Consider the following 22177-nt stretch of genomic DNA (forward strand, 5'->3'; position numbering starts at 1 on the left):
GGAGAACGACATGACGCTGCTGCGAGAGGCGATCGGGGACAGTTTGCGGCGTGCTCGTCTCGCCCAGAGCCGGACCCTGCGTGAGGTCTCCACCTCGGCGCGCGTGAGCCTGGGATATCTGTCGGAAGTCGAGCGGGGCCGCAAAGAGGCCTCCAGTGAGCTGCTCGCCGCCATCTGCGCGGCCCTGGATGTGCCGCTGTCGCGGGTGCTCTGGGATGTGAGCACGATCATGGCGGGCGCCGACGGTCTGCCCGCCGACGCGCCCGCCCAGACCGCCGATGCACCCGAGGCGGAGCGGACCGCTGCGGCCGAACCCGCCGAGGCCGCGTCGGAGCCCGCGACCGCCACGATGTCGGTGGCAGGTGCCCGTACGCAGATCGCCGAGGACACCCGGATCGTCATTCCGGCCCCCAGGGCCGACATGCTGGTCCTGGTGAAAAGCAACTGATCAATAGACGAGAGGTGGCGTCTGCGGCCGACGCTGCGAACCGGTGCCGAAAGCGGATAGATTCTGTACTAGGCGTCAGTTGGGCCGGGTTCGCCCGGCCCGGGTGCCACATGGTGGAGGATAGGCACATATCGGGTGCGTGACGGTCGCGCACTAGAGTCGCGGTAAAGCGCGGCGCATCTTATGGAGGCGGGATCAATCGATGGCTAATCCGTTCGTCAAGGCCTGGAAGTACATGATGGCCCTCTTCGATTCGAAGATCGAGGAGCATGCGGATCCGAAGGTCCAGATTCAGCAGGCTATCGAGGAAGCTCAGCGTCAGCATCAGGCCCTCTCGCAGCAGGCCGCATCGGTCATCGGCAACCAGCGTCAGCTGGAGATGAAGCTGAACCGTCAGCTCGACGATGTCGAGAAGCTCAATGCCAATGCGCGCCAGGCCGTCATGCTGGCCGATCAGGCCGCCGCGGCCGGCGATACCGAGAAGGCGATCCAGTACACCAACGCCGCCGAGGCATTCGCCGCGCAGTTGGTCACCGCCGAGCAGGCCGTCGAGGACCTCAAGGTGCTGCACGACCAGTCGCTGCAGGCGGCCGCGCAGGCCAAGAAGGCGGTCGAGCAGAACGCGATGCTGTTGCAGCAGAAGGTCGCCGAGCGCACCAAGCTGCTCAGCCAGCTGGAGCAGGCCAAGATGCAGGAGCAGGTCTCGGCATCGCTGCAGCGGATGGATTCGACGCTGTCCGCGCCCGGCACGACGCCGAGCCTGGATGCCGTGCGCGAGAAGATCGAGCGCCGCTACGCGAATGCGCTTGGCGCCGCCGAACTCGCGGGCAATTCGGTGCAGGGCCGGATGCTCGAGGTGCAGCAGGCCAGCATTCAGATGGCCGGACACAGCAAGCTGGAGCAGATCCGCGCCTCGATGCGCGGCGATGCGCTGCCTGCGGGCGGAGCGACCGCCCCGGCGATCAATCCGGGTGCCGCGCAGGCGAATCCGGCACAGCCGCAGCCGCAGATGAACAAGGGCCAGACCGCGCAGCAGTAGCCCCGTCGTTCGAAATAGATGGCGTTCGAAATAAATACAGTTCGGCGAGGACTGGTTCGGTGGAAGACATGGCACGGGTACCTGGCGGGTCGGCCGTCGGTCATGCTCGGGCCCTGCCTGTCCGGCCACCGCGGGTCGCGCCGAACGCGTGCCCTGGAGGAGACCGATGAGCCCGCAGGGACCTCGCGAACAAGGTAGGGGTGGTCGTCGTCGCGGTGCCGCGCTCGTGCGCGCACAGGCGGCACTCGCACCGCAGCCGGGGAGCCTGCCCGACAGTCTGCGCGAGGTGGGCGAGCATGCGCTGGTCGCGGTGCGGCGCTGGGCGGATCCGCGCGAGCGGGAGTTGCGCAAGCGCCGCCGGGCCCGCCGCCGCAGCTTCCAACTGGGCACGGTCGGCGGTCTCACCACCGCGGGAACCGTTGGGCTGATGGTGCTTTCGGCACCGGTATGGGCGGTGGTCGTGGTCGGCGGGGGAGCGGTTGCGCTGGTCACCGGTACCGCGCTCAGTGCCCGCCGCTACCTCCAATTGCGCAGCTCACCGCTGCCGCAGGCAGCTTTCGTGCCGCGCAAACAGCCACCGCCGTGGTCATCCGCGCGCGGGCCGATTTCCCGCCTGGTTCGGGCGGAGAAGGCGCTACACGGCCTCGGCACGCAGATCGCCCGCTCGAACCGGCTGCCCGAGGACGAACTCGCCGACATGATCGAAACCGCGGGTTCGGGTGCGGCCGCGCTGCACGCGCTGGCCGCCGACATCACCGCGATGGAACAGGCACTCGGCGCCATGGGGCGCTCGAAATCCGTTGCCGCCGTTGGCCTCACCGAGAATATGCAATTTGCACTCGGTCGCCTCGATAGCGGGGTCGCCGAGTACGAACAGGTAGTCGCCGCGGCGGGGCGGATTCTCGCGGTGCCCGAAAGTGCGGTGCTGCGGCACAACTTCGACACCATCGTCGCCGATCTGCGAGACGCGGCCGATCGCCTGGACGGGTGGGCGCAGGCCCTCACCGAGGTGGCCGACCAGCACGCCCCCACTTCACTTCCGCCGCAGGGGAACTAACCCGCGTCGGGCGGGTGGATAGTCGCTCATATCGACTCTTGCTTGCATGAGCAAGACGCCCTACAGTCTTGCTCATGCAAGCAAGAAGTAGGTCGGGCAAGCAAGATGAGCGGACCTTCACCGAGACTGCGCGCCGGGCGCAGATCGTGAACGCGGCGATCGCGGTGGTCGCCGAGCACGGCTATCCGAATGCCTCGTTCGCGAAGATCGCCAAGCAGGCGGGGCTGAGCAGTACCGGCATGATCTCCTACCACTTCGCGGGCAAGGATGATCTGATCCGCGCGGTGGTCGCCGAAATCATGCGCGTGGCTTTGGAATTCGTGAGCGACAAGCTCGAGGGGGAGGTCGACTACACGGCCCGGCTACGCCTGCACTTCGCCGCCAACCTGGCACTGCTGGACGAGTACCCCGACCATCTGCGGGCGCTGTCGAGCATTATCGCGAACGCGCACCCGAACGACCGGCAGACTTTCGGACTGGCCGAGCATCTCGCCGACTTCGGCCGAATCCAAGCGGAGCGCATCCGAGAAGCGCAGCGGGCCGGGGTATTTCGGGACTTCGACCCCACCGTCATGGTCATCGCCATGCGGGGCGCGCTCGATGCGGCGATCGCCCGCGCCTCCGTCGACCCCGACTTCGATACCGCGGCCTGTGCCCGTGAACTGGCCGATCTCTTCGACTATGCCACCCGCAAGCACTCGTGATCACGACCGGAGCCGAATCATGAACCAACAGAAGGCGATTGCGACCGACCGCACGCTGCGGCAGAAGCGCGCCGCAGTGCGCCGCCACCTCATGCGCCAGTTGCTCGTGGAACTGGTACTCCCGCTCGGCGGTTATTACGCCTTACGTGCGGCCGGGGTGAATCCGTGGCTGGCGCTGGTCGCGCCCGCCTTGCTCACCGTGCCGTTCCTGGCCTATAGCGCGATACAGCAGCGCCGGATCGACATGGTCGCACTGTTCACGCTCAGCATGATCGTGGTGGGGACGGCGATGTCGATGGTGACGGGCGACCCTCGAACCCTGCTGGTGCGCGACAGCTGGATCTTCGGCGCGCTGGGGCTGTGGGTGCTGGCCACCCTGTTCACCCGGCATCCCTTCATGCGCAGTGCCGCCCGCACGATCGTCACCGTCAAGATCGGCGAGGAAGGCTATCGGCAGTGGGATGCCCGCTGGGACAACGACTCTCGATTTCGCAGCCAGTTGCGGGTGCTGACCGCGGTGTGGGGTCTGGGATTCGCCCTCGACGCCGTGGTGCGGGTCGTGCTCGCCTACACCCTCCCGGTCGATTCGGTGCCTCTGGTGAGCACGCTGCAGTGGCTTGTCGTCCTCGGTGGGCTCTTCGCCTTCCATTACGCCTATGTCACCAAGCACGGGCTGAAGGTCTGAGTCGCCGCCGAAACCCCGGCCGACCATGCGTGCTGGTTTGGCCGGGGTTTTGTGCTGTCGGCACGCTGCCGGACCCCATATGCAACCAATGGTTGCGTGATGAGCGGTGGTCGGCTAACGTGATGTGCAACCAAACGTTGCAGATGGAGGAAGAGTATGGAGTACGGCAGCATCGAACGCGAGATCCACGTCGACGCCTCACCCGAAGTTGTCTTCGAGGTGGTCAGCAGCCCGGAACACATCTCGGAATGGTGGTCCGACGAGGCCGATTTCGAGACGACTCCCGGCGCGGTCGGTGAACTGGTCTTCGGCGACCGGGAACATGTCGCCCCGATCACCGTGGTGACCGTCGAGCCGCCGCGGCTGTTCTCGTTCCGCTGGTGCTATCCGGAGGGCTCGGCCGACCTCGCCGACTCGCTGCTGGTCACTTTCGAGCTCACTCCGGCAGGCGCGGGCACCAGGATTCGCCTCACCGAGACCGGTTTCCGTGAGATGGGTTGGGAGGCTGCGAAGTTGGAGGAGGTCTACCAAGATCATAGCGCCGGTTGGGACCGGTTCGTTCCGCAACTCGGCGAGTACATCGCGCGGCTGGTGTCGACCCCGTGACCGCTACCGTCGACGACGACCTGTGGTCCGCGGTCGGGGATCCGACCCGTCGGCGGATGCTCGACCTGCTCCTGGCGGCCGGCGATGGCACGGCCACCAGTCTCAGCGAGCAGCTGCCCGTGACACGGCAGGCCATCGCGAAACATCTTGGCGTGCTCGACCGCGTCGGCCTGGTGCACGCCACGCCCGCGGGGCGGGAACGGAGGTATCGGGTGGATGAGGCGCAACTTGCCCGCGCGGTCGCGCAGTTGTCCTCGGTCGGGGCGGCGTGGGACGCCAGGCTCCGGCGCATCAAGCGGATCGCCGAGGCGATTCAACGCACAAAAGATCAGCAGCAGAAGTGAAAATCCAACACTGGAAAGAGGATTCGAAAATGGTGGATATCCTGCACCGAGTCGCGATCCAAGCGCCGACGGCCGAGGTCTATGCGGCCCTGACCACCGTCGAGGGGCTCGCCGGCTGGTGGGCGAACAACACCCAGGGCAAGGGCAATGACGTCGGCGGCGTGCTCCAATTCCGTTTCGATGCCGGTGGATTCGATATGAAGGTTCTCGAGCTCGACCCGGGCAAGCGCGTGCGCTGGGAAGTCGTCGAGGGACCCGAAGAATGGGTCGGCACCCAAGTGGACTGGAACCTCGACCAGGTCGACGACTACATCGTCATCCTCTTCAAACATGAAGGCTGGAAGGAGCCGGTCGAATTCATGCACCACTGCAGCACCAAGTGGGCGGTCTTCCTGCTGAGCCTGAAGTCGTTGGTGGAGACCGGAAAAGGCGCACCCGATCCGCACGACGTCAAGATCGACAACTGGAACTGACGCAGCAGGCCTTCCTGCGAATCGGACAGGCGATCACCATGCGCGGACGGGTCAGGTCTCGACCGACGCCGCACAACGCATGGTGATCATCTGACCAGCCTGGTCATCGGTGGATGGTGTGTTCGGCGATGGTCCAGGCGCGGGCTTGGTCGCTGATGGTTACGCCGAGGCCGGGGCGCGATGACAGGTGCATGCGGCCGTCGGCGATTTCGAGGCGTTCGTTGAAGAGGGGGTCGAACCATTCGAAGTGTTCGACCCAGGGCTCTCGCGGGTAGGCGGCGGCGAGGTGGATGTGGATTTCCATCGCGAAATGTGGTGCCAGTTGCAGGTTTTGGCTGTCGGCGAGGGCCATCACCTTCAGGAATTGGGTGATGCCGCCGACACGCGGTGCGTCCGGCTGCACGATGTCCGCGCCATGAGCAGCGATGAGTTGGGTGTGTTCGGCAACGCTGGTGAGCATTTCACCGGTGGCGATGGCGGTGTCGAAGGTGGCACTGAGTTGGGCGTGGCCATCGAAGTCGTAGGCGTCGAGGGGTTCTTCGATCCACACCAATCCGAACGGCTCGAAAGCTCGGCACATGCGGCGAGCGGTGGGACGGTCCCACTGCTGGTTGGCATCGACCATCAACGGCACGCGGTCCCCGAGCTTCTCGCGCACCGCGGTAAGCCTCGCGAGATCCACCGCGTGGTCGGGGTGACCGACCTTGATTTTGATGCCGCCGATGCCGTGTTCCAACGATGCTGTGGCGCGGTCGAGGACTTCTTCGATGGGTGCGTGCAGGAATCCACCCGAGGTGTTGTAGCATCGCACCGAATCACGGTGTGCACCAAGCAGTTTCGCCAGCGGCAACCCGGCGCGTTTGGCCTTGAGATCCCACAGCGCGACATCGAAAGCGGCGATCGCCTGCACCGACAGCCCGCTGCGCCCAACCGAGGCACCCGCCCACATGAGTTTGTCCCAGATCTTGGCGATATCGCTGGGATCCTCACCGAGCAGTACGGGCGCTATCTCGCGGGCATGTGCGAACTGGCCCGGTCCGCCCGCGCGCTTCGAGTAGCTGATGCCGATGCCTTCCAGCCCGGCCTCGGTGGTGATCTCGGCGAAGAGCACCGCGACTTCGGTCATCGGCTTCTGTCGACCGGTCAGCACCTTCGCGTCGCTGATCCCGGTGGGCAGGGGCACGGTGACCGAGGAGATCTCGACGCTGGTGATCCGGTCGAGGATGGGTGAATCCATGGTGGGGGTCCTTCGGGTTCAGGCGATCGTCTTCACGAGGGTGGTCAGCTCGGCGAGTTCGGCCTCGGTGAGGTCGGTGAGCGGCGGGCGGACCCGGCTGGATCGTCTGCCGACCGCGGTGAGCCCGGCCTTGATGATCGATACCGCGTAGCCGGGGCGGCGGTCGCGGATGTCGAGGTAGGGGATGACGAAGTCGCGCAGGTGGGTGTAGACGGTCGCGCGATCGCGGGCGCGGACCGCGCGATAGAAATCGAGCGCGAATTCGGGTGCGAAATTGAAGATCGCCGAGGAGTACGTGGTAACACCCATTTCGGTGTAGGGGAGTGCGAATGTTTCCGCGGTGGGCAGGCCGCCGATGTAGGTCAGCCGATCACCCATCCGGGTGTAGATCCGCGTCATCGACTCGATATTGCCGACGCCGTCCTTGAACCCGATGAGGTTCGGGCTGCGCTCGGCCATCTTTGCCACCGTCACGTCATCGCAGGCGGCATTGGCGCGGCTGTAGAAGATCACCCCGAGCGAGGTCGCCGCACACACCTGGGCCACATGTTCGACCAGCCCGTCGGGCGAGGCTTCCACAAGATACGGCGGCAGCAGCAGTATTCCGTCCGCACCCGCCGCCTCGGCCGCGCGCGCCTGCTCCACCGCTACCCTGGTGCCCGCCGTCGCGGGCGCGATCACCGGAATCCGTCCGGCGGTTTCGGCCACCGCGGCGCGCACCACGCGATCGATCTCCGCGCTGGTCAGGGCAAAGCCTTCGCCCGTGCCACCGGCCGCGAACAGGCCGGCGACTTCGTATCGGGACAGCCAGCCGATGTGCTCCCGGTAGGCCCGCTCGTCGAAGTTCAGTTCGGCGTCGAAATGGGTGACCGGGAACGAGAGCAATCCGCGCCCCAGCGCGGGTCCCAATTCCTCGGCGGATAGCTGCGGCACGAATATCCTCCTGGCGACGGAAATTGCTGATTTCTCTGGAGATTAGGTCCGGCACCTGATGCCGGTCCAACACTGTTTTGAAATCAACCGATACTCGAATGGCATCGGATCCGACTATGCTCTCGCCGACCGGCACCCTCTCGTTCGGGTATCGCTCAATACCGAATTGGTGTTCGACGGGTATCGCTTCCGACCTTTAGCCTCCTTTCACACCCATTGCAGGGTGATCCGGCGCACACCGGCCGGTCACAGGAGGACAGTGATGTTGAAACGTGAGAACATGCCCGCCGACGGCGGCACCCGCGCCGTGGTGGCACCCACCGAACAGCGGCCAGCCCGTCGCATTCCCACGCGCTATCTGGTGCTCGGGCTCTTGTTCATCATCACCGCCGTGAATTACGCCGACCGCAGCAGCCTTTCGATCACGGGCAGTGCGGTCCGGGCAGATCTCGGGTTTTCCACCGTCCAGCTGGGCTACATCTTCTCCGCATTCAGCTGGGCCTATGTCGTCGCGCAATTGCCCGGCGGAATGCTGCTCGACAAATTCGGCGCACGACGGGTCTATGCGGCGAGCCTGGCGTTGTGGACGCTGGTCACCGCGGCGACCAGCCTGGTCGGTCTGATCACCACGCCGGTGCTGGTCGCATTGTCGATCGTATTCGGGCTGCGATTGCTGCTCGGCATCTTCGAATCACCGGCCTTCCCCGGTAATGCACGGGTGTCGACCATGTGGTTTCCGGCCGCCGAACGTGGCCGGGCGACAGCGGTTTTCAATTCGGCACAGTATTTCGCGACCGTAATGTTCGCCCCGGTAATGGCCTGGATCACCAATCAATTCGGCTGGCGCTGGGTATTCGTGCTGCTCGGTGTGCTCGGCTTCGGCTTGGCCGTGTTCTGGTGGCGCTGGCTGTATCCGCCGCGTGCGCACCGCCGCGTCACCCCGGCCGAACTCGATACGATCGTCTCCGGTGGTGCGCTGGTCGATCTCGATACGACCAAGGGCGAGAACGCGACTCGACGCACGCGACTCGATCGGCGCATGCTCGTGCGCGTCTTCTCCACCCGGCCGCTGTGGGGCGTCTACGTCTTCCAGTACGCGGTGAACGCACTGACCTACTTCTTCATCACCTGGTTCCCGATCTATCTGAACAAGGGCCGCGGCCTGTCGCTGGTGCATGTCGGATTCGTCGCCGCACTGCCCGCGCTTGCCGCCTTCATCGGCGGCCTGGTGGGCGGCATCGTGTCCGATGCCCTATTGCGTCGCGGCCGATCACTGACGGCGGCGCGCAAAATCCCGGCGGCCGTTGGCATGTTGCTTGCCACCCTCATCGCGCTGTCCAACTTCAGCGACAGCACCACTGTGATCGTGGCGATCTTGACCGTGGCCTTCTTCGGCAAGGGCATCGGTTCCCTGGGCTGGGCGATCACCACGGATATCGCACCGACGCAGGCGGTCAGCTTCGTGAGCTCCACCATGAATGCGTTCGGCAATATCGCGGGCATTGTCACCCCGATCGTCATCGGTTATCTGGTTTCCTCGACCGGCTCGTTCGATACCGCGCTGTGGTTCGTATCTGCACACGGGCTGCTCGCCGTGGCCGCGCTCATCGGTATGGGCACCATCCGGCGTATCGAGTTCGATATGCCCTGAGTGGCACCACTTTCCATGGACATTCCGTCGCGCGACACGCGGAATGTGTTGGGACGCCATCCATCCGGGTCTCCGCTCCGAATGACAGTTGATCGACGTTGCTGACGCTCGCCGAGCTCGACCTCGGCGAGCCGCGTCATGCGGCGCAGATCTGGTTGGCGGGTTCCGGGAGGTGCGTCACTACATGCTGTTGATATTCATCGTTCCCGTCCTTGCGGCGATTATCGCTGTCGCCATCTTCGTGATCGGAGATCGGCTGCGACCGAAGTCTTGGGTGTCGACCGACGACGAAGCGGCCGGTTCCCTCGTACTCGAACTGATCAACACGCTCTTCCTGGCGGTGGTCGCCTTTGTGGTGGTGATCTGCTGGCAGGAGTACGACAACGCGCACAATCACACCATTGCCGAGGCGAAGGCGCTGGTGGATACCTATTCGACCGCGCATTCCATGCCGGATCCCGAGCATCGCCAGATCCAGGACCTGGTACGGGATTACACCGATCAGGTGCTCACGCGGGAGTGGCCGGTCATGCAGGCGGACCGGCGGCTGAGTCAGCCCACCCAGGACACGTTCGACAGCCTGCGCGATGCCGTCGCGTCGGTGAATACGACGGATCCGGATGTCGCGGACCTGCGCACGAGTGCCATGGCCAGCCTCGACGCGGCTGCCGAGGCGCGCCAGGACCGGGCCATGGACGCGAGTTACAAGATGCCCGTATTCCTTTACGCGGCACTGTGGTTCGGCACCATCCTGCTGCTGTGCACCGCGGTGCTCTCAGGTGTGGAGGTCACCAGGCGCAGTGCTGATGACCGCCCTGCTGGGTATCGTCGTCGGCACGACGGTGCTGGCGATCTACAACCTCGACCGGCCGTTCTCCGGCGGAAACAGTGTCCCGAAGGACGCCTTCGAATACGCCATGTCCCGCTACGCGCACATCACCTGACGGGCCGCCCGAGACCTGCGGAGCTGCGACGGATGGGATATCGGCAACATGGCGTTTGTAGTGCAGAGACGAAGGGCCGCATTTGGCTTGGCCGTGGCAACGGCGGTGCCGCTGTTCGCGGGTGCGCCCGCGGCCGCGGATTCGACCGGCCCCGAGTGGCCGGTCATCGGTGATATCGCCACCGGGAGTGCAGCTGTCGATGCAACTGGGACCGGAAGTGCGGCTGCGGATTCCGGGAGCAGCGTCTACGGAGGCGCTCTGGATCTCGAACCGAGGGGTGTCGCCACCGGAAGTACAGCCCCCGGGACGGCGCTGTCGGGCAATGCGAAGCGGGGCGGCGCGGCGACCGGCACAGGCGGCATCGACAACGGCGCCGATAACCCACCCGGCGGGCATGCGGATGCGACGGCCGGAGTGGGCGAATCACTCGGCCTCGACCCGGGTAGTGTCCAAACCGCCTGCACCGGCAGCGCCGTAATCGGCAGCGCGACAATACTGCTCGGACTCGCGACCGGCAGCGGCATAACCGGCTCCGGTTTGATCGGCACCGGGTCGGTCGGTTCGAGCGGATCCGGCCTCGGCAGCGTCGTCGTCGGCAGCGCGACGACCGGCAGCGCACTGCTGACCTGTCTGCTGCTACTCCCGGCCCCTGAACCGCCAGGCATTCCCCTCCAACTCGGCCCACCGCCGTCCGCTCCAGCGACACCCGCACCGGCAGCGCTGATCGCCCCACCGGAATTCCCCCCAGCCGCACCGGCACTCGCGATCGCGCCGGAAACACCGATCCGCACCACCCCGCACCGGCCACCGGCCGTGGCGGCCGAATCCGCCCCGGAGGATCCGATCGCCTGGAACCTGCTGGAGCTGGTGACGGTCATGGTGGTCACCGTCCTGACCGTGGTCCGCAAGATTGCTGCAGGTCGCAACAGGCGAGCCGAATGACGCCCGCGGGGGGAGCCCTGATCTGCTGAACCCGGGCGAATGCTTGCTCGAACGGCGGTTGGGGCTGCGCGTCTCATGAGCGGTGGCTATCATGGCGGCGGACACTCAAGAACTGGTCTGGGGCAACGGATTTGGATCATGGGCACCGGCAGGATGTTCATGACCCGCACCACACGTGCTGCCCACGTGGGGCGGATCGGCGCGACTGAAGTCGTGCGAGCAGTTTGTTCGTAATTCGTTGTCATCAACCTGCCGAAGCTCGCCGCTGTGACGTAACTGAGGTCAGTGCTGGGTCCGCTCGTTTGTCAAGGTTCTTTAGTTTTCAAAAGTTCGGAGTTCATCTGTGACAACACATACGCATCACCCACCGGAATCACGGTCCTCGGTCGGCGGCTCACCGGGCTTCGGGGCCGGTCCGCGCATCGTGATGTACACCCCGGAATTCGCCGCCGACCCGCACCGGGCCTACGGGCAGATGCGCAAGAAGTTCGGTTCGCTGGTGCCGGTGGATCTCGCCCCGGGCGTACCGGCCACTTTGGTGATCGGCTACTACACCGCGGTCCGCATCCTGACCGATCCGGACCACTTCCCGGCGGATCCCCGGACGTGGGAGCGAAACATCCCGGCCGAGTGCCCGGTACTCGGCATGATGAAGCGGCGCGAGAATGCCCTGCGCACCGACGGGCAGGAACATAAACGCTATCGCGACTCCACCAGCGCGGCGATCAATGACGTCGATCTGCTCGGCATGCACGCGGTAATCGAGCAGATCGCGATCCCGCTGATCAATACCTTCTGCGCCGATGGACACGCTGATGTGTTGCAACGCTACATTTTTCCGCTGGTGTTCACCGCGGTGAACACCATGCTGGGAGTCGACTCCGATATCGGCGCACGGGTCGCGGCGGCGTTGGACGCTATGTTCGACGCCGGGGCCGAGGTCGGTGCGGGCGACCGCATGCTGCACGAGGCGCTGCGGCTGCACACCGAACGCAAGCGGGAGGAGCCCGGTGACGACATCACGACTCGATTGATGCGTCACCCGAGCGGTCTGACCGATGAGGAGGTGATCCAGCAGTTGGTGACCCATTACGCGATCGGGGTCGAGCCGCTGGTCCACCTCATCGGCAACGCGTTGCGGCTGATGCTCACCGACGATCGATTTGCCGCGGGCATGCACAGCGGTAGTCTGTCGACCCGCGATGCGCTGGACGAAGTGCTGTTCACCGACCCGCCGCTGGCGAACTACTGCATTTCCTATCCCCGGCAACCGATTCTGCTCAATAGTGTGTGGTTGCCCGCTCACCAGCCGGTCGTCATCAGTATGGCGGCGTGCAACAGCGATCCCACCGTCAATGCCGTCGACGGCGTCGAGCGCGATGGCAATCGTTCACACCTGGCCTTCAGCGCCGGACCACACATGTGCCCGGCACAGGACGCCGCCTACCTGATCGCCCAGGACGCGATCGACCAACTGCTCGATGCACTGCCGGAGATCGAGCTGGCCGGTCCGGCTGCCGAACTCGGCTGGCGCACTGGGCCGTTCCACCGCGCGTTGACCGCGCTGCCGGTCGTCTTCCCGAAGTCCGCTCCGTTCCCGGAGTTTCCGCCTCCCTGAGAACCGTGTCGTGCCCAGGGCCGAGACCGCCGTACCACCGACGATCTCGGCCCGCCGGCTACAAGAGTTTCATCGGCGCGGACGGTGTGAAGACGACCGGGAATGCCGCCATCGCACGGTGGAAGGGACCGGGCCGCCAGATCAGCTGATCCGGGTGCACCCCAAGCTGGATGTCGGGAAGTGCGTCGAAGAGCTGGTCGATGGCGTACTGAACAGTAAGGTACGCAACGCCTTTGGCCGGACAGGTGTGTGGTCCGGCGCTCCACGCCAAGTGTGAGCGATTGCCCAGACGTCGTCCGTCGGCGTCGTCGTTGCCGCGGATCTCCGGGTCGTTATTGCAGCCGGTAAGGCTGATGACCACCGGTTGGTCCGCGGGCAACCAGATATCGTCGACCATGATCGGCTGGCGCGGGTAGGTGGTGCAGAAGTTCGCCATGGGCGGGTCGTTGAACAGAACTTCGTCGATCGCCGTGATCGTCGAGAGGTTTCGTCCGAGGACATCCGCACACTTGAACCGGTCGTCGGTGATCATCAGCAGCAGCGCATTGGTGATCAGGTTGCGCTGTGCTTCGAATCCGGCGCCGTAGAAGCTCATCAACTGCGCGAAGATTTCTATGTCGTCCATGGCGGCCGGGTGATGTGCCAGCCGTGAGGTGACGTCGTCGCCGGGATGCTCGCGTTTGAGCTGGATCAACTCCATTAGTGCCTCTTTGAGCATCGCCATGCCCTGGGCACTGCGGACTGTGTCGAAGCGCGCCGCCATGCCGCTCGCGACGCGCTGACCGATGTCGGGTGGGCAGCCGACCATTTGGTTCAGGACGCCGAGCACGAGCGGAAACGCGTACTGGGTGACCAGATTGGCGTTCCCGGCCTTGCAGAAGGTGTTGATCAGCGGGATGGCGATCTGCTCGATGATCGAGGGCAGTCCGTGCACATCGATTCCGTCGATGCTCACGACGGAGGCATCCCGATAGCGGGCGTGGGTCGGTCCGTCGTTGTTGCGTGCGGCCGGGAGCCAGGCCATCATCGGCAGCACCGGGCAGTCCTCGGGGACCGTCTTCTGCCAGGTCCGAGGATCGGCGGGAAAGTGGGTGGGGTCGTTGAGGATTCGCACTGCGGTCGCGTAGCCGATCACGAGAGTGGCCGGCACACCGGGAGCCAACTCGATCGGGACCAGCGTGCCGTACTTGCGCCGCATCTCGTCATAGGCGTGGTGCGGATCGGCGACGAACTCCGGCGTGTACAGCGGAATCCGCTCGGCGGTAGTGCTCGATGATCCGTACGGAACGGGGCAGACTCCGGTCATGGTGGTGTGCGGATCGGACGTGGGGGGTTGCGGTGTGGTCAAAGACGTTACTCCAAACGGTGGAACAGAATTCGACAAAGACTGAATCAATGAGCGCGGGCAGATTCCTCGAACAAGGTCAGCGGTGTGTCGTCGAGCATTCGAAACGACACACCCTACCTAGGACCTTTCCGGAACCTGGCGACTCGCCCACGCTAGCAACATAGCAACGGGCAGCCGGCGATGCCCGGGGAACCTGGTTGCTACCCGGTTGGTTCGAGCGTGTCGTGGATGACTATTCGACCGGGCTGCCTGTGGGTAATCGGTTGACCGGGGTGGCCGGATCGGCCTGCGGCGCTTCGTAGAAACCGATCAGCTTCAGCATCGGTGCCGTCATCGCCGTGGTCACTAAGGCCATCACCACCAGCACCGAATACAATTGTGGGCCAATGAGTCCCGTGCTGAGGCCGACGTTGAGGATGACGAGTTCTGTTAATCCGCGGGTGTTCAGCAAGGCCGCCAAGGCGCCCGCCGATCGCGACGGGAGACCTGTCAGTCGTCCAGCCGCATAGACGCTTCCGAGCTTCCCCGCGACGGCCACCACCATGATCACCACCAACTCGCCGACCGCGGCCCGGTCGATCGCCCCGAGATCGACCGCGAGCCCCGCCACGACAAAGAATCCGGGCAGCAACACCAAGCTCAGGATCCGGGCGCCGGATTCGACCGCCTCGCGTCGAGCGCGGGGGAACACCACACCGAAGGCGAACGCACCGAAGATCAAATGCAGTCCGATCCATTCGGTGACCGCGCCGAGCAGCAGCGCGCCGCCGACACCGACCACGATTATCGTCTGCTCGGTGCCCGCCGCGGCGATCCGCGCCAATGCCGGGCGCACGATCCACCACGTCACAGCTACCACAGGAACCAGCAGCGTCAGTCGCCATTGGCTGCCCGTTCCAGGGTGCGCGACGGCCAGCACGACGGCGAGTGCCGTCCAGGCGAAGATATCGACCAGCGCCGCACAGGCGAGGCTGAGCTGACCGATTCCGGTGCGTGTCAGTCCACGATCGTGCAGGATCCGGGCCAACACCGGAAATGCGGTCACCGCCAGCGCGCAGCCGATGAACAGCGTGAAGCTCGGTAGGTCACCGGTTCGGTGCCGGGCGAGCGCGGTCGCGGCGATGCCACAGCCCAGGACGAACGGCACGGCATAGGCGGCGACCGATACCGCCGGGATCGACCGTCGGCTGCCCGCGAATACGCTGCGGTCGAGTTCCAATCCGGCGACGAACATGAACACGGCGACGCCCACATTGGCGAGCAGGGTCAGATAGGAGCGGATCTCGTGCGGGAACAACATGTCCGACAGATGCGTCCCCAACACGGTCGGGCCCGCGAGTATTCCGGCGGTGATCTCCCCGATCACCGCGGGCTGGCCGATGCGTTCGGCCAGCCGGCCCAAGATCCGAGCCGCCGCCATAATGAGGACGAGATCCATTAGGACCACGACGATTTGGCTACTTTGCACTCACTTCTCCCTCGCGATTCGACGTGCGTGCGCCGATCAGCTTGCCCACATCGCGCTCAGTGTGGTGACGACACAGCGCAATGCTCGTCCGGTATCCAGTCTGGTATCGAGGTGATTTCGGGGTTCGCAGTCCAGGTGCAGGCCGGCCGGCACGGTCCCCGTGGTCCGGCAAGCGCTGACGAAGGTGTGAATCGCGGTGGTGGGATCGTTGGCCTGCATCGGATCACACACCCAGCACACCGGGGTACCGCACCGGGCGGCCGCCTCGAACAATGCGGGAAGTGCATCGGCGGTCCGGGTGCCCGACAGTGCGGGGACGAGTGTGAGCCGACCGGGCCGACGCGTGGGACTCAGGTACCGGCACAGGAACTCGACATCGTCCGGCGTCGCGGTGGGGCCGAGGGTTACCGCCAGCGGGTTGCGGACGCGGGCGGCGAAAGACAGCTGCTGGGAAGTGAATTCGTGGTTCCGGTCGCCGATCCAGAGCAATTGGGTCGAGCGGTCCCAGTCCGGCCGCGTCAGCCGAGGTCGAGTCGCATTCGAATCGCAGGACCGGGCGGTGCGCGAGATATGCAGGGGTGCAACGGAACTGTACAGTTCGCGGGAAGCGGCCGGTGCGCTTGCCGCGATGGGGAGCATTGCGGCGACCTCGACCAGCAGATCCCGCGCCACCGAAGCCGGGTAATGGTCCGCAGCGCCGCGCAGCATGTTCGTGCAGAGCGCGATGGGCGGGTTCGAGACGCGCCAACTTTCGAGCAGTGCCGCGGCCCGGCGATATCCCTCCGGCGGCCGATCCCCAGCAGAAATACTGGAATCGGCTGGTGCACTGCATAATTCGTCGTCGTAACGCAGTTGGCCGATGGTCACGATCGGCGTGTCCAGTCCGTGCTTCAGTACTGCGGCGGCACTGATCGCCAGCGCACGGCGGGCGGGCAGGGTCGTGACATCGAGGGCCGCGGAAGTGCGGGCGCCGAGATGCACTACGAATGCACGCCCGCGCGCTGCGGCGGCCAAATCGGTGGTTAGCGAGTCGGATTCGCGCGGATGGACCAGCTCGGGCAGGGCTCGCGAACACTGTCCGCCGGTGCGCGGTGAGTCGATATCGCAGCCACCCCGGCGTGCTGTCGCGGGGTGGGCCGGTTGTGTTCGGGTGTAATCCGGCTCATCGGCCCAACTCAAATCTTCATCCGAGAGGGGGGCATGCTCCGGTGGCACAACGCTGGGATTGAATATCTCGCGGATATAGCACAGCGGCTGATGATCTCCGAGCATGATGACGTACGCCTTGGCCGCGCAGAGGCGACCATCGGGCCATCTCGTGACGCCCGCCCGCAGCACATGTCGCCGCTGGGACAGACCCCGGGAAATCAAGCCGCGACCGATAGGCACATGCAGATCGTCGGTGCCGGCCGCGGTCGCCTGCCCGCTCACGGCGACGACATAGTTCATCGATGCGGTCACCATGTCGGCATTGATCAGGCACGAGCGACGGACGATGACGCGGTCGGGACCGGCCAACCGCAGTGCGTCGGAGACGGCGGCGGGCAGCTGCTCGGCGGCGAGTTCGTCCTGGCGCAGCACCCGCACCTGGAGATCCGTGCCGAGGATGGCCTCGAGTCTCGGCTGGGTGAAGCCGTCGCTGGCCAACAGCCGCCGGGTGATCGGATCGCCGAAGCGTGCGATCTGTTGTGTGGCTGTCCGGGAACCCGAACCACCGACCGGGGAATCGCTCGGTGGTTCGGGGTCGGAGCGCGTGATCGTCATAGTGACCGGCTTCGCGCAGTGGTTTTCACGAAGGCCGGAACTAGAGCGCGGGGACGTTGGCCGCCTTCGGGGGGAGTACCGGCCGCGCTATGGCCTCGACCTCTGCGGCGTCGCGGGGACGCGTGGTCAGGCCGAGTACGGGTTCGGTGGTGATCCGCACGTCGTTGAGCACTGTGTCCGCCAGCGGGTCACGCCAGTGGTCCCAGACGACCGACATGTCCAGATGGCCCATGTACTCGAGGTTGGCCGACTCCGCGTGCAGTTTTTCGGTCTCGGTGAGCTCGGAGGCGATGGTGTCGGTCGGAGTGAGCACCTGGTCTCCCGAGGATTCGTCCACATCGGTGAGCCCGGCCATGATCCGGGTGAACGACACCTCTGGGGTGTCGCCTTCGTGCGCCTCGGTGAGTTTGTCTGCGTGCGAGAAGTATTCGTCGGAACCGATGTACTGCTCGTACATACGCGAGACCAACACGAGGAACCGCGAGTAGGCCCGTCGGGCAGTGTGCTCGTAGAAGGCCATCGCGTCGGTCTCGCTCATTTCGCCGCGCAGGGTGGTCGCGATCGCGGCCGCGGCGACGAGTCCGCCATACGTCGCCAGATGCACGCCGGTGGACAGCAGCGGATCGAGGAAGGCCGCGGAGTCACCGACCAGGGCGTATCCCGGACCGCAGAACCGGTCCGACACATAGGAGTAGTCCTGCTCGGCCTTGACCTCGGCGACCTGCTGCGCGCCTTCGAGCAGTTCGCTCATGGCCTTGCTGTCGCGAATCGTGTTGAGGTAGTAAGCATCTCGGCCCTGTTCGCGTAGTCGCTCGCCCGCCTTGCGTGCGGAAACCACATAGCCGACGCTGAATCGGCCGTTGGACAGGGGGATATGCCAGAACCAGCCGCCCTCGGGGGTGGACACGACATTGATCGCGCCTTCCGGGCTGTCCGGGTGCAGGCGCGCGCCCTCCCAATACGACCACACCGCGACATTGCGGAACGCGGGGTGCTGCCGCCGCATGTTGAAGCGCCGCTTGGCCAGCAGGCCGTATCGTCCCGAGGCGTCGACGAGGAAATCGAATTCGGTGGTCCGAGTACCGGTGTCACCGGGTCCGGTCCATTCCACGGCAATCGGGCGGTCACCATCGAAAATCACGTTCTCGACATTGGCGTTCTCGATCACCTGCGCGCCTTGTTCGGCCGCGTTGCGCAGCAGAATATCGTCGAACGCGTCGCGCTCGACTTGGTAGGACCAGGCTTCGGCATCGACGAGCTGGGACCAGTCCAACAGCCAGTTATCGTTCTGCCACTGGAAATAGCCGCCCCGCTTGATCTGGAAGCCATGCGCCGCGACCTTGTCGAACGCGCCGGAAAGACGCAGCGTCGACAGGCACGATGCGAGCATCGATTCACCGATGTGATACCGCGGGAACGTATCTCGTTCCAGAAGCGTCACGCGTATTCCTGCTCGAGCCAGCAGCGCCGCGGTTGTCGACCCCGCTGGGCCGCCTCCGACAACGAGGACATGCGGATCGTTCGCCATTGCACACTCCTTGGAACAGCGGACACCGGCGCGGACTGTGCGTCCACATCGGCAACCGAACCAACTCCGGTCCACGGTGGTGGATCAACCCGGACCGAGCGCCGCCATTAGTTAGCCATCCGTAGCGACGCCCCTCGTCAGAGTGTAACGGTAACTATCGAATCATCAACCACCAGAGTCGATTTGGTGATCTCAGACAATCGGTGGTAACCGGTGTCTGAAGGGTAGCCGATACCGCCGAGTCGGACCTACGCGCCGGACCGCCCTTACAAAGCACGCCTGGGCAGGTGTCGGATGCGGCGGCGCGAGTCCGCGGATGCATTTCGGAGCAGCACTTTTCGTGGAGATCGTGCGCCGCGATCGGAGGGAATCGCCTGGGCGTGACAGGCGAGGCTGTTCGGTGTCGTTTGGCATCACCCCACTCTTCCGGCAAATTCAGAGTAAAGCCCAAACTAGGACTGCGCGAGGCGTTCGCAAAGTTGACTTCTGCGGTTGGCGACCGATGCGCAGCGATCAACGCGCGGATTCCGCTGCGGCGGAAGTGATTTGCCCGGCGGAGCGGCCAGCAACGCGGGTGCGAACTGTCAAGTGCACCCGCGTTATCTGATCGTGACGCCTATTCGGGTGTCTGCTCGACGGCCCCTGCTACCGCGACCGTGGCTTCGGCGGCGTGCCGGGCGACCTCGGGGGTGCATCGTCCGAGTCCGCACGCCGTGGCGACTCCGAAGGCATTGCGACCCAGCGCATCCTCGAAAAGCGCACGCGCTCGGTTGCTGTTCTCGACCGAATCCGTGGAAACCACACCCGCGATCACCCGCCAGTCGGTGGCCAGTGTTCGCAGGGGAGCGTAGAAGCGAGGTTCCAGTGGTGCGGGCTCGGTGCCGTACGCACACGGAATATGTACCGGAGGCAGCGGCGCCCCTTGTCGATCCAGCAGTCGCGCAGTGTGATTGAGCAGTGTCACCGCGGGTGCCAGACTGCGCGGGGACAGCAGGCTTTCGTGCTGATAGTCGCCGTAGCACAGGTGCACAACGGTTTGCGCGCCGATCTCGTGCAGCTGCCCGAGGACGCCGGCGAGCTGGCGCGCCACCAGCGGGGCCAGCGCCCATCGCGAACCCAGTTGTGTCGCTTTGACCATGCTCAACAGAGCGAAGGGGGATTCCAACTGCCAGACGACACGGTCGCCGTGCCGAGCGACCACTTCCGATACCTCCTGCACCACCGCTTCGGTGAACACCGGCAGCCTGCGCAATGCGGCGACCGCGAGATCGAAGTGCCGCAATGCCTTTCCGACCGGCAGCCCGCCGGACACGGCCGCGCCCGCGAATACGAACATGGCCAGATCCAGTGGATTCGGCAGGCTTATCTGGACTTTCGTCTCGGCCAGCTGCGGCTGTTCGCGCTGCAGCGACTCGAACGCCGCGACCACTTCACCGATGCGCTCGACCCGGTCCATCGACACGTGCCGCGGTTCGAGCTTGCGACCGGATCGGAGTCCATAGCTGGGAAAGTCGCTGTAGTCGGCGTATCCGCCGTCCTGGACGATCTCGAAGACATCGGAATGCTGCTTGCGTGTCAGCAGATAGTCCATGATCCAGTCGGGGTCCAGATCGCAGGGCAGCGCGGTGACCGGCCGGCCCGCGGTGCGGTCGGCAAACCATTGCAGGACAGCGCGATCGCCCGTCATCAGGTCCGCCGGAAGACTGCCGACATAATGTGCGTACCTGGTCATGGGTGGCCCCCTTAAGGTTCGGAATACATGCGAGCGGACAGCCAATAGTGACGCAGGTGCGCAACGCCGACAACTTCGACGTTTTCCGTTGTCGCACTTGACGACTTCGGAAACCGGACGGGCTGTCAGGGTGCTGAGCAGAGGTCAGGGTGAACCCTGATCTTCACCCGGATATCGGTGCTGAGCTGGTGATTTATCACCGTCCGGCTGCCAGCATGGAGGAGTCGGATCGTCGGATGGCGGTTCGCCCGAGACCTTCTGGAGGCTGGCATGTTGTGGAAAATCATCGGTGTCGTAGCGGTCGTCTGGATCGCGCTCGCCATCATCGGTGCGTTGATCAAGGGGCTGTTTCCGATTCTGGTGATCAGCGCGGTCGTCTTCGGGCTGTACCTGCTGTACAAGGCGGTCGCGGGCTCGGACAACTCCGTGAGCAAGCTGTAGCGTCCGCCCGCGGGCCCGCCGGGACTCGGGCGCCGCGGTTTCGAGAGGTGGGCCGTGTCCTGTCCGCTGCGGGCAGCGCGCGGCCCACCCGCGTTTGGGGGCGTCTGCTTGAATAAGCCGTGTGGAGCAGGTTCCCGAGGATTGGCAGCGCGGCCTCGTCGTCGTGGCGCATCCGGACGATATCGAATACGGTGCGGCCGCCGCGGTGGCGCGTTGGACGGGGCAGGGCAAGGACATTCGCTACGTGCTGGTGACCTCCGGCGAGGCCGGAATCGCGGGCATGCCGCCGGCGGAGGCCGGACCGCTGCGGGAGGCCGAGGAGGTCGCCGCCGCCAAGGTGGTCGGGGTGCACGAGGTGGAATTCCTCGGTTATCCGGACGGTCGCGTCGAAGAAACCCTTGCGCTGCGCCGCGACCTGGCCGCCGTGATTCGTCGTCATCGTCCGGAATTCGTGGTGCTGTTCAATTTCGGCGACACCTGGGCTCCCGGCTATGCCAACAGCGCCGACCATCGCGCGGTCGGCCGCGCCGCCCTCGATGCCATATCCGATGCGGGTAACGAGTGGATTTTTCCGGATCTCACCGAACCGCCGTGGTCGCCCCGGCTGGCCGCGGTGGTCGGCCCGAGTGCCACCCACGCCGTCGACGTCACCGACACCATCGAGGAGGCCGCCGCCTCGCTGGCCGAGCACCGCCGCTATCTCGAGGTGCTCAGCCCCGAGCCGGTCGCGGACCAGGTGCGCGCGGTGATCGACATGGCGACGGCCCCGAAGCCGGGTTTCCCCGCAGCGCGTGCCGTCGGCTTCGAGCTCTACTACTTCGGTTGATCGCTGTGACGGCAATCACGTCGACAACCAGTCTCGAGGCTGGTTTCGCGAAAATGTCGCGGAAATCACGTTCGACGGTGGCAACCAGTGCGGTCGCAGGTGGTTGCGAGCCATTGCGGTGATAGCGATACCGTACTAACGCGGGGGTTGTGGCCGAGGTTGGAAACGTCGTGACCGACCTTCACCTAGGCTGTTACGGGCCGCGTTGTGAGGCCGATCGCGTTTCTTCGAGCGATGTCGTAACAGATTCTCGCTCTTGGGGATATGTGACGAGTTCGCTCTTGTAAACTCGAACGCTTGGCTCGCGGCGGTATGGCGGTCCGGTAGTGAAGTACGTGCGTTCCATTATGCGGGTGCGGTCTTTAGGCGCGCAATAGGTGAGAGGTGTA

Annotated in this window: 21 protein-coding genes; 14 read left to right on the plus strand and 7 right to left on the minus strand. The window is 65.1% G+C overall.

Going from position 1 to position 22177, the window contains the following annotated elements; all coding sequences use genetic code 11:
* The first annotated feature begins 10 nt into the window (after positions 1 to 10).
* The 8 genes from ACFYOW_RS42640 to ACFYOW_RS42675 all read left to right on the plus strand — a co-directional run bounded on the left by ACFYOW_RS42640 (position 11) and on the right by ACFYOW_RS42675 (position 5356).
* Positions 11 to 448: a helix-turn-helix domain-containing protein gene (locus tag ACFYOW_RS42640; RefSeq protein WP_387296634.1), complete on the plus strand. Its 438-nt coding sequence runs from the start codon at positions 11 to 13 to the stop codon at positions 446 to 448.
* Between the two features lie 202 nt (positions 449 to 650).
* Complete coding sequence (pspA, locus tag ACFYOW_RS42645; protein WP_357483270.1) at positions 651 to 1487, plus strand: phage shock protein PspA; 837 nt, start codon at positions 651 to 653, stop codon at positions 1485 to 1487.
* A gap of 166 nt (positions 1488 to 1653) precedes the next feature.
* Entirely contained in the window at positions 1654 to 2544 is an 891-nt protein-coding gene (locus ACFYOW_RS42650; RefSeq protein ID WP_387296636.1) for a hypothetical protein, read from the plus strand.
* A 74-nt stretch (positions 2545 to 2618) separates the two neighbouring features.
* Positions 2619 to 3248 carry a TetR family transcriptional regulator gene (locus ACFYOW_RS42655; protein WP_387296637.1) on the plus strand — a complete coding sequence of 210 codons (630 nt, stop codon included), beginning with the start codon at positions 2619 to 2621 and terminating at the stop codon, positions 3246 to 3248.
* Between the two features lie 19 nt (positions 3249 to 3267).
* Positions 3268 to 3933, plus strand: coding sequence for a VC0807 family protein (locus ACFYOW_RS42660; protein WP_387296639.1), 666 nt, complete (start codon positions 3268 to 3270; stop codon positions 3931 to 3933).
* Positions 3934 to 4089: 156 nt separating this feature from the next.
* Positions 4090 to 4539, plus strand: a complete 450-nt coding sequence (locus ACFYOW_RS42665; RefSeq protein ID WP_387296641.1) for an SRPBCC family protein — start codon at positions 4090 to 4092, stop codon at positions 4537 to 4539.
* Positions 4536 to 4883, plus strand: coding sequence for an ArsR/SmtB family transcription factor (locus ACFYOW_RS42670; RefSeq protein WP_387296643.1), 348 nt, complete (start codon positions 4536 to 4538; stop codon positions 4881 to 4883). The genes ACFYOW_RS42665 and ACFYOW_RS42670 overlap by 4 nt, the downstream gene beginning before the upstream one ends.
* A 29-nt stretch (positions 4884 to 4912) precedes the next feature.
* Positions 4913 to 5356 carry an SRPBCC domain-containing protein gene (locus ACFYOW_RS42675; protein ID WP_387296645.1) on the plus strand — a complete coding sequence of 148 codons (444 nt, stop codon included), beginning with the start codon at positions 4913 to 4915 and terminating at the stop codon, positions 5354 to 5356.
* Positions 5357 to 5459: 103 nt separating this feature from the next.
* Here ACFYOW_RS42675 and ACFYOW_RS42680 read toward each other — a convergent pair whose 3' ends face one another.
* Together ACFYOW_RS42680 and kdgD are read right to left on the minus strand one after the other, a co-directional pair.
* Complete coding sequence (locus ACFYOW_RS42680) at positions 5460 to 6593, minus strand: mandelate racemase/muconate lactonizing enzyme family protein (protein ID WP_387296647.1); 1134 nt, start codon at positions 6591 to 6593, stop codon at positions 5460 to 5462.
* Positions 6594 to 6611: 18 nt separating this feature from the next.
* Positions 6612 to 7526, minus strand: coding sequence for a 5-dehydro-4-deoxyglucarate dehydratase (gene kdgD, locus ACFYOW_RS42685; RefSeq protein ID WP_387296649.1), 915 nt, complete (start codon positions 7524 to 7526; stop codon positions 6612 to 6614).
* Positions 7527 to 7788: 262 nt separating this feature from the next.
* Between kdgD and ACFYOW_RS42690 the strand changes: the two genes are divergently transcribed.
* The 4 genes from ACFYOW_RS42690 to ACFYOW_RS42705 all read left to right on the plus strand — a co-directional run bounded on the left by ACFYOW_RS42690 (position 7789) and on the right by ACFYOW_RS42705 (position 12681).
* A complete protein-coding gene (locus ACFYOW_RS42690; RefSeq protein WP_387296651.1) occupies positions 7789 to 9177 on the plus strand; it encodes an MFS transporter in 1389 nt (462 codons plus the stop codon).
* Positions 9178 to 9361: 184 nt separating this feature from the next.
* Positions 9362 to 10294: a hypothetical protein gene (locus ACFYOW_RS42695; RefSeq protein ID WP_387296653.1), complete on the plus strand. Its 933-nt coding sequence runs from the start codon at positions 9362 to 9364 to the stop codon at positions 10292 to 10294.
* On the plus strand, positions 10215 to 11063 hold the full coding sequence (locus ACFYOW_RS42700; protein WP_387296654.1) for a hypothetical protein: 849 nt from the start codon (positions 10215 to 10217) through the stop codon (positions 11061 to 11063). Before ACFYOW_RS42695 ends, ACFYOW_RS42700 begins: the two co-directional genes overlap by 80 nt.
* Before the next feature lie 343 nt (positions 11064 to 11406).
* Entirely contained in the window at positions 11407 to 12681 is a 1275-nt protein-coding gene (locus ACFYOW_RS42705; protein ID WP_387296656.1) for a cytochrome P450, read from the plus strand.
* A 58-nt stretch (positions 12682 to 12739) separates the two neighbouring features.
* On the opposite strand, the gene ACFYOW_RS42710 is transcribed toward ACFYOW_RS42705, so the two are convergent.
* The 5 genes from ACFYOW_RS42710 to ACFYOW_RS42730 form a co-directional block, all read right to left on the minus strand.
* Positions 12740 to 14029, minus strand: coding sequence for a cytochrome P450 (locus tag ACFYOW_RS42710; RefSeq protein ID WP_387296658.1), 1290 nt, complete (start codon positions 14027 to 14029; stop codon positions 12740 to 12742).
* Positions 14030 to 14261: 232 nt separating this feature from the next.
* The gene (locus ACFYOW_RS42715; protein ID WP_387296660.1) at positions 14262 to 15497 is read right to left on the minus strand and encodes a cation:proton antiporter; all 1236 of its coding nucleotides are present in this window, start codon (positions 15495 to 15497) and stop codon (positions 14262 to 14264) included.
* A 36-nt stretch (positions 15498 to 15533) separates the two neighbouring features.
* Positions 15534 to 17261 (minus strand): 3-deoxy-7-phosphoheptulonate synthase, encoded by a 1728-nt coding sequence (locus tag ACFYOW_RS42720; RefSeq protein ID WP_387296662.1) that lies wholly within the window; start codon positions 17259 to 17261, stop codon positions 15534 to 15536.
* 40 nt (positions 17262 to 17301) lie between these two features.
* On the minus strand, positions 17302 to 18789 hold the full coding sequence (locus tag ACFYOW_RS42725; protein WP_387296664.1) for an NAD(P)/FAD-dependent oxidoreductase: 1488 nt from the start codon (positions 18787 to 18789) through the stop codon (positions 17302 to 17304).
* A 616-nt stretch (positions 18790 to 19405) separates the two neighbouring features.
* A complete protein-coding gene (locus ACFYOW_RS42730) occupies positions 19406 to 20521 on the minus strand; it encodes a hypothetical protein (RefSeq protein ID WP_387296666.1) in 1116 nt (371 codons plus the stop codon).
* A 270-nt stretch (positions 20522 to 20791) separates the two neighbouring features.
* On the opposite strand from ACFYOW_RS42730, the gene ACFYOW_RS42735 reads away from it, so the two are divergent.
* Complete coding sequence (locus ACFYOW_RS42735) at positions 20792 to 20962, plus strand: hypothetical protein (protein ID WP_040692895.1); 171 nt, start codon at positions 20792 to 20794, stop codon at positions 20960 to 20962.
* A gap of 121 nt (positions 20963 to 21083) precedes the next feature.
* Entirely contained in the window at positions 21084 to 21788 is a 705-nt protein-coding gene (locus tag ACFYOW_RS42740; RefSeq protein WP_387296668.1) for a PIG-L deacetylase family protein, read from the plus strand.
* Positions 21789 to 22177: the final 389 nt, after the last annotated feature.

The sequence above is a fragment of the Nocardia sp. NPDC006982 genome (assembly GCF_042869435.1).
GTDB lineage: Bacteria > Actinomycetota > Actinomycetes > Mycobacteriales > Mycobacteriaceae > Nocardia.